We start from the raw sequence: 13,362 nt of genomic DNA, 5'->3' as shown, positions 1-13,362 counted from the left end.
AGGTGTTAGGGTCGGGACAGATGCAACAAGCGTTTGGCTGACCTGCAATGCCCCGATACGCGGACCTCGACCTGCCGGACGATCCCAAGCTGGGTCACAACATCACCCACTTCGCGCGTGCGCTGAGGGCCGCCGGGCTGCCGGTCGGGCCGGGGCAAATGATCGACGCGGTGCGCGCCGTTGCCGCCGCCGGGTTCACCAGCCGCGCTGATTTCTTCTACGCCCTGCGCGCTTCGCTTGTCACCCGGCCCGAACATCTGGCGGTCTTTGCGCAGATCTTTCGGCTTTACTGGCGCGATCCGCGCTACATGGAGCACATGATGGCGATGATGCTGCCCGCCATTCGCGGCGTGCAGGAGGATCGCGGTGCGCAGGCGGCCGAGAAACGCGCCGCCGAGGCATTGCTGGACGGCGTGGCGCAGGACGCCCCCGAGGTCGAGGATCACGATAGTGACGAGATCCAGATCGACATCGACGCCTCGGCCACCATGTCGGCCGAGGAACGTCTGCGCCAGCTTGACTTCGAGCAGATGAGCACCGCCGAGATCGCCGAGGCCAAGCGCATGCTGGCGCGGCTGCGGCTGCCGGTGAAACCCTTTGCCTCGCGCCGTGGCATCGCCAGCCCGCAAGGCGTGCGGATCGACATGCGCCGGTCGATGCGCGGCGCGCTGCGCCATGGGGGCGAGATGCGGCGCATCCACCGCAAGGCGCCGCGCGATCGCTGGCCGAACCTGGTGGTGCTGTGCGACATCTCGGGCTCCATGAGCCAGTACAGCCGCATGGTGCTGCATTTCCTGCATGCCGTCGCCAACCAGAAGGGCGCGGGCTGGGCCGAGGTGCACGCCTTCACCTTCGGGACGCGGTTGACCAATATCACCCGGCATCTGGCGACGCGCGATGTCGACGCCGCCCTTGCCGCCGCCGGGCGGCAGGCGCAGGACTGGGAGGGTGGCACCCGGATCGGGGCCTGTCTGCACGCCTTCAACCGGGACTGGTCGCGGCGGGTGATGGGGCAGGGCGCGGTCGTCCTGCTGATCACCGACGGGCTGGATCGCGACGCGCCCGAGGATCTGGCGCGCGAGATGGAGCGGCTGCACCTGTCGTCGCGGCGGCTTTTATGGCTCAACCCGCTGTTGCGGTGGGAGGGCTTCGCGGCCAAGGCGCAGGGCATCCGCGCGATGCTGCCGCATGTGGACGCGTTCCGCGCCGGCCATTCGATCGCCACGCTCGACGATCTGGCCGACGCGATCTCGCGGCCGGGCGATACCGGCGAAAAGGCGCGTCTGATGGCGGCAATGCAGGGCGGTGAGGTCCGGAAAGGAGCATGACGATGGAGAGGTTCGACGACACGCCCGAAACGGCCCTGGCCTGGCACCGCGCGGGCAAGGGCGCCGCGCTGGCCACGGTTGTCGAGACATGGGGCAGCGCGCCGCGCCGGGTGGGAAGCCAGCTGGTGATTTCGGGCGAGGGCGAGATCGCGGGCTCGGTCTCGGGCGGCTGCGTCGAGGGCGCGGTGGTCGCCGAGGCGCTGGACGCCATCGAGGCCGGCAAGCCCGTCATGCTGGAATACGGGGTCAGCGACGGCGATGCCTTTGCCGTGGGGCTGGCCTGCGGCGGCACAATCCGCGTGCTGGTCGAACCCGTGGGATCGGTCATGCCCGAGGATCTGCTGGCCGATCTGGTTCTGGCCCGGGAGGGGCGCGTGCCGGTCGCCTATGTCACGGGCCTCGACGTGGACCGCCGGCTGGAGCGTGAGGGCCACGCCGACCGCTTTCGCATGGATCGCTCGGGGTTCGAGGCTGACGGCACCACCTTCGTCGCCATCCACAACCCGCCGCTGCGGCTGATCGTCGTGGGCGCGGTGCATATCGCCCAGGCCCTCGTTCCGATGGCGCGGATCGCGGGGTTCGACCCGCTGCTGGTGGATCCGCGCGAAAGCTTCGCGTCCGAGACACGCTTTCCCGGCGAGACCGTGCTGCATGACTGGCCCGACGAGGGCCTCCGGGCGCTTGGCCTCGACGCGCGCACCGCGCTGGTGCTGCTGACGCACGACCCCAAGCTTGATGACCCCGCGCTGATCGAGGCGCTGCGCTCGGACGTGGTCTATATCGGCGCGCTCGGCTCGACCCGGACGCATGCCGCGCGCGTCGCCCGATTGCAGGAGGCCGGGTGTTCGGAGGCCGAGATCGCCCGCATCCACGCGCCCATCGGGCTGGATATCGGTGCTGCGGGGCCGTCCGAGATCGCGGTCAGCATTCTTGCCGAGATGATCAGCGTCCTGCGGCGCGGCGCATGAGGTTCGGACCCGTGCCGCTGGACCGGGCCGAGGGCGGCATCCTCGCACATTCCGAACGGGTCGCGGACGGTCGGCTGCGCAAGGGCGTCGTGCTGGGGGCCACGCAGATCGCGGCCTTGCGCGCGGCGGGGTACGGCAGCGTCACCGTCGCACGCCTCGATGCCGGAGATCTGCACGAGGACGACGCGGCGCGGACCCTTGCCGAGGCGCTTCAGGACGGCGCGGCGGGCATCAGCCTAAGCCGGGCCGTCACGGGCCGGGTGAACCTGACGGCCGATCGGCCCGGTGTGGTGTGCCTTGAGGCAGGCGCGATCCATGCCGCCAATGCCGTGGACCCGATGATCACCGTGGCAACCGTGCCGGACCACCACCAGATCCGCGCCGGTGGCATGATGGCAACGGTCAAGATCATCGCCTACGGCGTACCCGGTGACGCCCTGTCGCGGGCCGCCGATGCCGCGCGCGGGGCGCTGCGGCTGGCTGTGGCCCAATATGGCACGGCGAGCCTGATCATCACCGACACGCCGGGCGGGCCGGGGAACAAGGGCGCGGACGCGGTCGCGGCGCGCGTCACCGGGCTGGGGATGGAGATGGCCGAGACGGTGATCTGCGCGCATGACACCGGCGCGCTCGCCCGTGCGATAGCCGCGTCAACGGGTGAAATCGTGCTTGTCCTCGCCGGCTCGGCCACCTCCGATCCAAACGACACCGCGCCACAGGCGCTGCGCGAGGCTGGAGGCGAGGTGACGCGGTTCGGGATGCCGGTCGATCCCGGCAACCTGCTGTTTTTCGGCCGGCTGGGCGAACGGCCCGTGATCGGCTTGCCGGGCTCGGCGCGCAGCCCGGTCCTGCATGGCGCCGACTGGGTGTTGGCGCGGCTGGCCTGCGGGCTTGCTTGCGGCACCGACGAGATCGCGCGCATGGGGGTGGGCGGATTGCTCAAGGAGATCCCCAGCCGGCCGCAGCCGCGCCGTGCAACATATCGCTGAACCGCGAGAAACCGGGTTCTCAAGTGCCTAAAGGCGTGCTTTAGTGATGCCAGCCAAGGCCTGATCATGGCGGTGGAGGACCGCCAAGTGATGGTACTAGTCAATCGGGAGGAGCCAATGCCAGAGGTCACAATGACCGTGAATGGCAAGCCAGCGTCGGGGCAGATCGAAGGCCGCACGCTGCTTGTCGAATTCCTGAGGGAGAACCTGGGCCTGACCGGCACGCATGTCGGATGCGACACCAGCCAGTGCGGCGCCTGCGTGGTGCATGTCGATGGTCGCGCGGTGAAGGCCTGCACGATGTTCGCTGCCGAGGCCGAAGGCGCCGGCGTGACCACGATCGAGGGCATGGCCGAGACCGACGGCACGCTGCACCCCATTCAGGCCGCGTTCAAGGAGCATCACGGGCTGCAATGCGGCTTTTGCACGCCGGGCATGGTAATGTCGGCGGCAGCCCTTCTGGACGAGAACCCGACACCCACGGAGGCCGAGGTGCGCGATTACCTCGAAGGCAATATCTGTCGCTGCACGGGCTATCATAACATCGTCAAGGCGGTTCTGGCCGCCTCTGGGCAGGATGTCAGCCGCATCGCGGCGGAATGAGGGCATTCCAGGGGGCGCTGCCCCCGCGCCTGCGGCGCTCCCCCGGAGTATTTCGGGAAAGATGAAGGCGCGGCGGGGGCACGGGGGGTGAGACCCGCAACATTTGGGAGGATCGAGACATGCCAAAGGATGGGGGCATCGGCGCCAGCAGCAAGCGGCGCGAGGACGTGCGGTTCCTGACCGGGACCGGTAATTATACCGATGACATCAACCTGCGAGGCCAGGCCTATGTGCATTTCCTGCGCTCGGACGTGGGGCATGGGCGGCTGACGAGCGTGGATACCAGCGCCGCCGAGGCCATGCCCGGCGTGCTGCGCGTTTTCACCGGCAAGGATTTCGAGGGCATCGGCGGGCTGCCTTGCGGCTGGCAGGTGACCGACCGCTTTGGCGAGGTGATGCAGGAGCCGGGGCATCCGGTGCTGGCGCAGGGCAAGGTGCGCCACGTGGGCGATCCGATCGCCGCGGTGGTGGCCGAGACACGCGAGCAGGCCCGCGACGCCGCCGAGGCGATCGAGCTGGATATCGAGGAACTGCCCGCCGTTGTCGACATGAAGGCGGCGCTGGAGGACGGCGCGCCGAAGGTGCATGACGATTTGACCTCGAACTTGTGCTATGACTGGGGCTTTGTCGAGGAGAACAAGGCGGCGGTCGATGAGGCGTTCGAGAAAGCTGCCCACGTCACCACGCTGGAACTGGTCAACAACCGCCTGATTGCCAATCCGATGGAGCCACGTGTCGCGGTGGCCGATTTCAACCGGTCGACGGGGGATCACACGCTATATACGACGAGCCAGAACCCGCATGTGATCCGGTTGCTGATGGGGGCCTTCGTGCTGGGCATCCCCGAGCACAAGCTGCGCGTGGTGGCCCCCGACGTGGGCGGCGGGTTTGGCTCGAAGATCTTTCATTATGCCGAGGAGGCGTTCTGCACCTTTGCCGCCAAGGCGCTCAACCGGCCCGTCAAGTGGACCTGCTCTCGGTCCGAGGCGTTCATGACAGATGCCCATGGCCGCGATCACGTGACGAAGATCGAACTGGCGCTGGATGCCGACAACAATTTCGCCGCGCTGCGCACGGACACGCATGCCAATATGGGGGCGTATCTGTCGACCTTCGCGCCGTCTATCCCCACTTGGCTGCACGGCACGCTGATGGCCGGCAACTACAAGACGCCGCTGATCTACGTGAACGTCAAGGCGGTCTTTACCAACACGGTGCCGGTCGATGCCTATCGCGGCGCCGGGCGCCCCGAGGCGACGTACCAGCTGGAACGTGTCATCGACAAGGCGGCGCGCGAGCTTGGCGTCGATCCGCTGGCCTTGCGGCGGCAGAACTTCATCACCGAGTTTCCCTATGCCACCCCGGTGGCGGTGGAATACGATACCGGCGACTACCACGCGACGGTCGACAAGCTGGAGGAGATCGCCGACCTCAAGGGCTTCGACGCGCGCCGCAAGGAAAGCGAGGCGAAGGGTCTGCTGCGCGGGCTTGGCGTCAACTGCTATATCGAGGCCTGCGGCATCGCGCCCTCGAACCTCGTGGGACAACTTGGTGCGCGCGCCGGACTGTACGAGAGCGCCACGGTACGGGTCAACGCCACCGGCGGGCTCACCGTTATGACCGGCAGCCACAGCCACGGGCAGGGGCACGAGACCTCGTTTGCGCAAGTGGTGGCCGAGATGATCGGCATCGACGCCGACCAGATCGAGATCGTGCATGGCGACACGGCCAATTCGCCGATGGGTATGGGCACCTATGGCAGCCGTTCGATCGCCGTGGGCGGGTCCGCCATGGTGCGCGCCACCGAGAAGATCATCAACAAGGCGCGCAAGATCGCCGCGCATCTGATGGAGGCCGCCGAGGCCGATATCGAGCTTAAGGACGGCCAGTTCACCGTCGCGGGCACAGACAAGTCGGTGGCCTGGGGCGATGTCACCCTCGCGGCCTACGTGCCGCACAACTACCCGCTCGAGGATATCGAGCCGGGGCTGGAGGAAACCGCGTTTTACGACCCTGCGAACTTCACCTATCCTTCGGGTGCCTATGCCTGCGAGGTCGAGGTCGATCCCGAGACCGGCCGCGTGACCATCGAACGCTTTGCCGCCGCCGATGATTTCGGCAACGTGATCAACCCGATGATCGTGGACGGGCAAGTGCATGGCGGCATCGGGCAGGGGATCGGGCAGGCGCTGCTTGAGGCGTGCGTCTATGACGAGAACGGCCAGCTTCAAAGCGGCTCCTACATGGATTACGCCATGCCGCGGGCTGATGACGTGCCGTTCTTCCAGGTGGATCATTCGTGCCAGACCCCCTGCACGCATAACCCGCTCGGCGTGAAGGGCTGTGGCGAGGCCGGCGCGATCGGCACGCCGCCGGCGGTCGTCAACGCGGTGATCGACGCGCTGCATTCGGGCGGCAAGCCCGTCACCCATATCGACATGCCACTGTCGCCGTCGCGTGTGTGGCAGGCGATGCAGGCATAAGGAGAGCGATCATGTACGCATTCGAGATCGAACGCCCCACGCGCCTTGCCGACGCGGTCAAGCTTCTGTCCGACAGCACCGATGGTGCGGTTCTTGGTGGTGGGCAGACGCTGATTCCCTCGCTGAAACAGCGGCTTGCCGCGCCGGATCGGCTGATCTGCCTGTCGGGCATCAAGGAAATGCAGGGCATCTGCACCGCCGATGACGGCGCGCTCTGCATCGGCGCGGGCACCACCCATGCGGATGTGTCCGCCGGCGCCGGGGCGTACCCTGCGCTCGCCGCACTTGCCGCCAATATCGGCGACCCTGCGGTGCGCAACCGGGGGACCATCGGCGGCAGCCTGGCCAACAACGACCCGTCGGCGTGCTATCCGGCGGCGGCGCTCGCCTCTGGCGCGAGGATCATCACATCGGATCGCGAGATCGACGCGGACGACTTCTTCGAGGGGATGTTCGCGACTGCCCTCGGGGAGGACGAGATCATCACCGAGATCCGCTTCCCGGTGCCGCAAAAAGCCTATTACGAGAAGTTCGAGCAGCCCGCGTCGCGCTTCGCACTTGTCGGCGTGTTCGTCGCGAAATTTGCGGATGGCGTGCGGGTGGCTGTCACAGGCGCGTCCGAAGACGGCGTATTCCGCTGGTCCGAGGCCGAGGCGGCGCTGTCGTCGAACTTTTCATCGGACGCTGTCACGGGGCTGATCCTGTCGGGCGATGACATGATCGACGACATGCACGGATCCGGGGCCTACCGCGCGCACCTGGTGGGCGTGTTGACCCGCCGTGCAGTGGACGCGGCCCGCTGAACACCGGCCTGTTGCGCGACCGGGGCAGGGCGTCATCGTCCGGTGCGCAAAGGTCGTCCGGTACGGGCATGCTCGACATTTTTTGCGGATGCGCGCGGCCGGTGGCGCAATGGGCAAAACGGCCCCTTGCGCGCCTCTACGGGCTTGGCTATGGGCAGTCTAAGGGTGATTAGCTCAGTTGGTAGAGCGCTTCGTTTACACCGAAGATGTCGGGAGTTCGAGTCTCTCATCACCCACCATCCCAACCCTTTGGAGTCAAATCAGAGCCTTGCAAACAAGACTCTTCGCCCGTTTTGAGGTTACAGGTTTGATTGCAAAGGGGCACCGACCCGGCAGGCAAGCGTGAGCCGCAAAGGGCGCTACCATGCCGGGCCAGTGGTGCTGGTAGACCTGCGCAGAATCATCGGCAAGACCGAGCCGCGCAGCCCGTTGGCTGGCGATTACTGGCAGGCGCTCAAGTGACTGCCCGGTGCCGTCGGTGTCGTGGCATTTTTCCGGTGCCTGAGTTTAGCGGCATGATGGCGTGTCGCGCGGCGGCGCGGGGTCTGCCTGTGCGGATCGGATCGGCCTCGATGGGCCATGGCAGACCCGGCGCGAGGGTCCCCATAAGGGATGAAAGCCGGAATGGTGGCGACCGTGGCGCGTCCGCGCCCACGACGTCTCAGTCTCGTTCGATGTCCGACAGTTTGCCGGCCAGCCGACTTTGAAGAAGCTCGCCGGATTCCTCGAGCACCGGGTAGGCGATCATCGCGAAAGCGGTGTTCAGCGATTTGAGTGCGCGCAAAAGATCGAGGTGCAGCCCGCTTGTCTCGATGGTCTCCGGATAGCCTTTGCGCAGGCGTTTCAGATGTTTGCGTTCAAGCGATTGTGCCAGATCGCGGACCTTTTCCTTTTGCTCGACAAGGTCGCGGGCAAGGCCGGTATCCTCGGACATCAGCACGGAAATGCCATGTTGCACATTGTTGAGGACGACATCGTGGAACTCCACGAGCTCGCGCCAGCCGTCCTTGGAAAAGACAAGCGTCTCTTCGTTCTTGCGATTTGCGATGGCGACGATCTTTCGGCCGATCACATCCGCGCCGGCCTCGAGGTTCACCGCGATGCCCGAAAGCTCGAACGCGCGGCTTCGAACGGAGCGGTCGCCATCCCGGCCCCGGACCCCCGCGAGATAGACACGGATGTCGAGGGACATGCGCTCGATCTCCATGACCTCGGCCTGAATGGCGCGGGCGGCCGCGTCGTCATATGTCTCCAGCAGCAGGGCCGACCTGCGCAGCAGCGACTCTACCCGTTCGCCAACCTGAACGAGTTCGCGCAGGGCGCAGGCAAAGGCGCGTTTGGGTTGATCCTGAACCGACGGGTCAAGCGCGGTACGCCGCGCATCGGCCGTGGCGGCGGCCGAGGGGTCGGGGATAAGGCGTTCTGCCACGCGCATCGTGATACCTGCGAAAGGCAAAAAAAGAAACAGCAATCCGGCATTGAACAGAAGATGCAGGCTAAGCGCCTGTTGTCCGGCATCGGCCCCGACCAGATGATCGGCCAGCCCGGTTTGCATCAGTCCAGCGAGGGCCAGCGCCGCACCGCCGCCGCGCAAGGCAACGTTGGACCAGACCACGCGCCGAACCATGGCCTCGGCCTTGAGGGTCAGGAAGACGGCAATCACCGATCCGCCGAGATTAGCGCCCAGCACCATTGCAAGCGCGGCCTCTGGCGGCAAGAGACCCTGGGCCGCCAGTGTGGCAAAGAGCAACACCGCCGCCACGCTCGAATGCACGAGCCAGGCGAAAAGTGCTGCGATGACGAAGGCGGTCACGCTGTCGCGAGCAAGATAGACCATCGCGGCGCGGGCGCCCTCGCTATCCATCAAGGGCAGGCTGGACCGGCGGATCAGGTCGAGGGACACGAACACCAAGGCCAGCCCGATGAGGATACGCCCGACCTGCCGCAATTGCCGCCGCGAACTTCGCAGGAAGATCAGGACGCCGGACAGCATCAGGATCGGGGTGATCGCCGACAGCTTGGAATTGAGAATGAGCGCCACCACAGCCGACCCCAGATCCGCGCCAAGCATGATCGCGAGACCGGCCAGACCGCCGATCGTGCCCGCCGATACGAAACCCGCCATGAGCACGACCACGGCGGTAGAGCTTTGCATCAGCACCGCCGCGAAACCGCCGCATCCCGCGGCTGCGAACCGGTTCGCCGTCGAGCGCCGCAGCCACAGGCGCAACCGACCGCCGAACGCGCGTTCAAAGCCGGTGCGCACCAGACGCACGGCCCATATCAGCAGGGCCGCAGCCGCAGCCATGTTGAGAACGAACATGATCGGGGTGTTATCCATCAAAACCCACAATCGGCCGCGTGCCGATGGTTCACAAGGTCAAAACTCATATGGTCATCGGCCTTTTCCCGCGGTACGATATAACTTGCGCCAGCAGTGCGTGCTTGGGGTGCGCCGGTCTCGGACGATCTCGTCATCGGACCCCGCCGGTCTAATTCGGCCTCAGCTCAGGCGCGGTGGCACCACGTTTGCCGAAGGTGCCAGATACAGGACGTGCCCGGAACTGTCCATGACGGATGCCATTCACATGGCCAGCCGAGGCCCCCGATCCCTCGGGGCGTCTGCACGGCGATCGGGTGGACGTCTCCGTATTGTCGCCGTTGTCGCCGGGTCGTTCTGCACGGGCTACGTCCCCATGGATGCGCAAAACGGTGGCCCGATGGCCGGAATTGGATGGGCAGGTTCGGGAAATCCTCACAGTCAGCCGGCTTGGCGGGCAAGGTCGCTTGACTGGCTTTCGCGTGCTGAGCTATCGGATCACGGATGAGCAGCCCCCGTGACCCCAATCCGGCCCCATTGTGGCTACTGATTTTGCTGCAGGCCGGCATCTCGGCGTCGAGCCTTGTGGTCGAGATCGTCGCCGGGCGCATGATCGCCCCCTATGTCGGGATGAGCCTCTACACTTGGACATCCATCATCGCGGTGGTGCTTGCCGGGTTCTCGGTAGGGCATTGGTGGGGCGGGCGGATCGCGGGTCGCGATACCGGGCGCGCGCTGCGGATCACAGGCTGGACGATGGTTGCGGCCGCCTGTGTGACCGCGGGGGCGACGCTACTACTGCGGGCTGTGGCCGGTCCGGTTCTCGACCTCTTGCCGCATCCGCTGGCAACCATAACGACGCTCAGCATGCTTGTGTTCTTCCTGCCCTCGCTTTTCGCGGGCGTGCCGGCGCCTATCCTGACCGTGGCCGCGATGCGCGGTCGCGCCCAGTCCGAACGGGCGCTTGGCGCGATGTTTGCCGCCGGCGCTGTCGGCGCCATTGCCGGGACGCTTCTGGCGGGATTTCTGTTCGTGCCGTGGATCGGGTCGGTCGCGACGCTGATGGTGATCGGCGCGACGTATGCGGTCGCCGCAGGCACCTGTTTCTGGCTCGGGCGCGCGTCGCTGCGCCAGTCCTGCGGTGCGGGTGCAGGCATGGTGTGTGCCGTTCTGATCGGCTTCGGGGCCGCAGGCCTGCCGCCGATATGCGATCGCGAAAGCAGTTATTATTGCATACGGACCGTGGCCGTGTCGGACGATCCCGAGGACCCGGTCAACCTTATGGTCGTCGATCATCTTGCGCACGGGATCAGCGCGCGGAACGCCCCGCGCGTCATGTTCACCGAGCATGCGGCCATGCTGGACGCGTTGCCCCGGATGCGGATGCAACGTACCGACTTCACGTCGTTTCACATCGGCGGCGGATCCTATTCCGTGCCCCGCGCCTGGGCGGATCGGGGGATTTCCGGAATCACGATCGCCGAGATCGATCCCGAGGTCACGGCCGTGGCTGTCGACAATTTCTGGTTCGACCCCCGGACCGCGACGATCCTGCACGCGGATGCCCGTCTTGCCCTTCGCAACAGTGCGCAGCGGTTCGACGTGATCGTCGGCGATGCCTTTACCGACATCGCCGTGCCAGAACACATGGTGACGCTGGAGTTTTTCACCCTCGTGTCCGACCGTCTGGCATCGGGCGGGATCTTTGCCATGAACCTGCTTGATAATGCCGACCGGCTTGACGCGCTTGCAGCGGTTGTTGCGACCTTGCAAGAGGTGTTTCCAAGCGTCGAGGTCTGGACCGCAGCGCAGCCCCCGCGGGCCGGCGAGCGTCGCGTTTTCGTCTTGCTGGCCGGAGAGCGGGACAGCCCCGTCTCGGCGATCGAGACACCAGCCCCGGACATGACGCGGTTTCAGCCCTTGGCGCCAGCCTTTGTCGACACCATCCTGCGACGCAGGAACGCGCAAATCCTGACGGATGATCATGCGCCGATGACGCATCTCATGGGGTTTGATCCCGTGGCGCAGTAAGGCCGCGGGCGCAGTCCGAGCCGCACCTCTGCCGCGCCGTGCGTCGCCTTGACAGGGCCGGTCTTGTGTCATCGCCGCCCGGTTGTCCGGTCCGTGATCGCGCACATGGAACGCCAGCGGCCCGGCCATTGCACTGACACCGATTTTTCGTTGCGGCCCTTTGGAATGCGCCGCATGCTCAGGGGCCAATCCTTGCGGGACTGGTCGCGCGGGGTTTGCCGATGAAAGGGAAATGCATGAACGACACCGTCGAGACACAGGGATCACACGCCTCCGGCGACGGCCAAGGGTCATCCGGCAAGAGGGTCTGGGCTTTGCGTGTGCTCGGGCTGGTGATGGCGCTTCTGGTGTGGGTCCTGCTGGGCGCGGCCGAGAACCTGGGCGGCGATGCGCGCGCGGTCGCGGCGATCGCCACGCTGATGGCCGTCTGGTGGATGACCGAGGCGGTGCCGCTGCCGGCAACCTCGCTTTTGCCCATCGTGCTTTTGCCCGCGTTGACCGCGACGACGGTAGGCGAGGCGACGGCGCCCTATGCAAGCTCTTTGGTGTTCCTGTTCGTTGGCGGTTTTCTGATCGCCATCGCGATGGAAAAATGGGATCTGCACCGCCGCGTCGCGCTTCTGGTTCTGGACCGCGTGGGCGTGTCACCCAAGCGGATCGTCCTGGGCATGATGATCGCGACCGGATTTTTGTCGATGTGGGTGTCCAACACAGCCACCACGCTGATGATGCTGCCGATCGGCCTGTCGGTCCTTGCGCTGGTGGTCGAGCGCAGTTCGGGTGAACAAAGCGGCGCCGAGATGCATGAAAACCTGAAGGCCGGGACGATTTCCGACGTGGTGGACGATCCCAACGTCAAGATGTTCGGGATCTGCCTCGTGCTGGCCATTGCGTGGTCGGCCTCGATGGGCGGGCTTGGCACGCTGCTGGGGTCGCCGCCGAATGCCATCGTGGCGGCCTATGCCGCCGACGAGTTGGGGCGCCCGATCGGGTTTCTCGAATGGATGCTGCTTGGCGTGCCGCTGGCCGCGATCTTCATCGTTATCGGCTGGGTCTTGATGGTGAACGTGCTGTATCGCTTCACGCTCGACTCGATCCCCGGCGGGCAGGACATGATTCGCAGCCAGATCGCCGATCTCGGCCCGATGAGCCAGGCCGAGAAGATGGTGGCCGGGGTGTTCGTGGGCGCGGCCTTCCTGTGGATCGTGCCGGGGCTGCTGGCGAACATTCCGGGCCTCGGGTTCCTTGACGTGCTGAACGACACGGCCATCGCCATTTCCGCCGGGATCGCGCTGTTTTTGCTGCCGGGGCGCGGACGTGGCGAGATGGTGCTGACTTGGGACGACGCCGAAAAGGGATTGCCCTGGGGCGTGCTTCTGCTGTTCGGTGGCGGGCTGAGCCTTGCCAGCGGCGTGGCCTCATCGGGGCTCGATGACTGGTTCGGGGCACAGGTCACCGGGCTGGGCAGCCTGGCGCCGATCCTGCTGATCGGTTCGGTCGTTCTGATCGTGCTCTTCCTGACCGAGATCACCTCGAACACCGCGACCGCGGCGACGTTCATCCCTGTGCTTGGGGGTGTCGCGCTCGGCATCGGGGCCGAGCCGTTGCAGCTGTTGATTCCGGCCGCTTTCGCGGCGACCTGCGCCTTCATGCTGCCCGTGGGCACGCCGCCGAATGCCATCGTCTTCGGGACGGGAAACGTGACCATCGGGCAGATGATCCGGGGCGGGGTGGTGCTCAACGTCGTGGGCGTTCTGCTGATCACCGGGCTTTTCTACCTGTTGGGCGGGCTTGTCCTCGGGATCTGACGGCCGCGAACCAGCATATCCAGATCACG

The 13,362-nt window shown here is 66.1% G+C and carries 9 protein-coding genes and 1 tRNA gene; 9 read left to right on the top strand and 1 reads right to left on the bottom strand.

The genetic code is table 11. The features are described 5' to 3' along the window. Nucleotides 1–47: 47 nt before the first annotated feature. The 7 genes from ACROSR_RS03295 (at nt 48) to ACROSR_RS03265 (ending at nt 7,413) form a co-directional block, all read left to right on the top strand. Complete coding sequence (locus ACROSR_RS03295) at nt 48–1,328, top strand: vWA domain-containing protein (protein WP_432682344.1); 1,281 nt, start codon at nt 48–50, stop codon at nt 1,326–1,328. Between the two features lie 2 nt (nt 1,329–1,330). Then, on the top strand, nt 1,331–2,296 hold the full coding sequence (locus ACROSR_RS03290) for an XdhC family protein (protein ID WP_432682343.1): 966 nt from the start codon (nt 1,331–1,333) through the stop codon (nt 2,294–2,296). Beyond that, nucleotides 2,293–3,285 carry a molybdopterin-binding protein gene (locus tag ACROSR_RS03285; RefSeq protein WP_432682342.1) on the top strand — a complete coding sequence of 331 codons (993 nt, stop codon included), beginning with the start codon at nt 2,293–2,295 and terminating at the stop codon, nt 3,283–3,285. The genes ACROSR_RS03290 and ACROSR_RS03285 overlap by 4 nt, the downstream gene beginning before the upstream one ends. A gap of 117 nt (nt 3,286–3,402) precedes the next feature. After that, nucleotides 3,403–3,888 carry a (2Fe-2S)-binding protein gene (locus ACROSR_RS03280; protein WP_432682341.1) on the top strand — a complete coding sequence of 162 codons (486 nt, stop codon included), beginning with the start codon at nt 3,403–3,405 and terminating at the stop codon, nt 3,886–3,888. Nucleotides 3,889–4,007: 119 nt separating this feature from the next. Further along, complete coding sequence (locus tag ACROSR_RS03275; protein ID WP_432682340.1) at nt 4,008–6,371, top strand: xanthine dehydrogenase family protein molybdopterin-binding subunit; 2,364 nt, start codon at nt 4,008–4,010, stop codon at nt 6,369–6,371. A gap of 11 nt (nt 6,372–6,382) precedes the next feature. Continuing rightward, nucleotides 6,383–7,174, top strand: a complete 792-nt coding sequence (locus tag ACROSR_RS03270) for an FAD binding domain-containing protein (protein WP_432682339.1) — start codon at nt 6,383–6,385, stop codon at nt 7,172–7,174. A 163-nt stretch (nt 7,175–7,337) separates the two neighbouring features. Continuing rightward, a tRNA-Val gene (locus ACROSR_RS03265) sits at nt 7,338–7,413 on the top strand. Between the two features lie 422 nt (nt 7,414–7,835). On the opposite strand, the gene ACROSR_RS03260 is transcribed toward ACROSR_RS03265, so the two are convergent. Then, nucleotides 7,836–9,515, bottom strand: a complete 1,680-nt coding sequence (locus ACROSR_RS03260) for a Na/Pi cotransporter family protein (RefSeq protein ID WP_432682338.1) — start codon at nt 9,513–9,515, stop codon at nt 7,836–7,838. Nucleotides 9,516–9,998: 483 nt separating this feature from the next. On the opposite strand from ACROSR_RS03260, the gene ACROSR_RS03255 reads away from it, so the two are divergent. Together ACROSR_RS03255 and ACROSR_RS03250 are read left to right on the top strand one after the other, a co-directional pair. Continuing rightward, on the top strand, nt 9,999–11,525 hold the full coding sequence (locus ACROSR_RS03255; protein WP_432682337.1) for a fused MFS/spermidine synthase: 1,527 nt from the start codon (nt 9,999–10,001) through the stop codon (nt 11,523–11,525). Between the two features lie 236 nt (nt 11,526–11,761). After that, entirely contained in the window at nt 11,762–13,333 is a 1,572-nt protein-coding gene (locus ACROSR_RS03250; protein ID WP_432682336.1) for an SLC13 family permease, read from the top strand. The last annotated feature ends 29 nt before the right edge of the window (nt 13,334–13,362 follow it).

This window comes from Roseovarius tibetensis (genome assembly GCF_050896375.1).
Lineage (GTDB): Bacteria > Pseudomonadota > Alphaproteobacteria > Rhodobacterales > Rhodobacteraceae > Roseovarius > Roseovarius tibetensis.
Note: the sequence above shows the minus strand (reverse complement) of the source record. Positions and strands in the feature narration are given on the sequence as shown.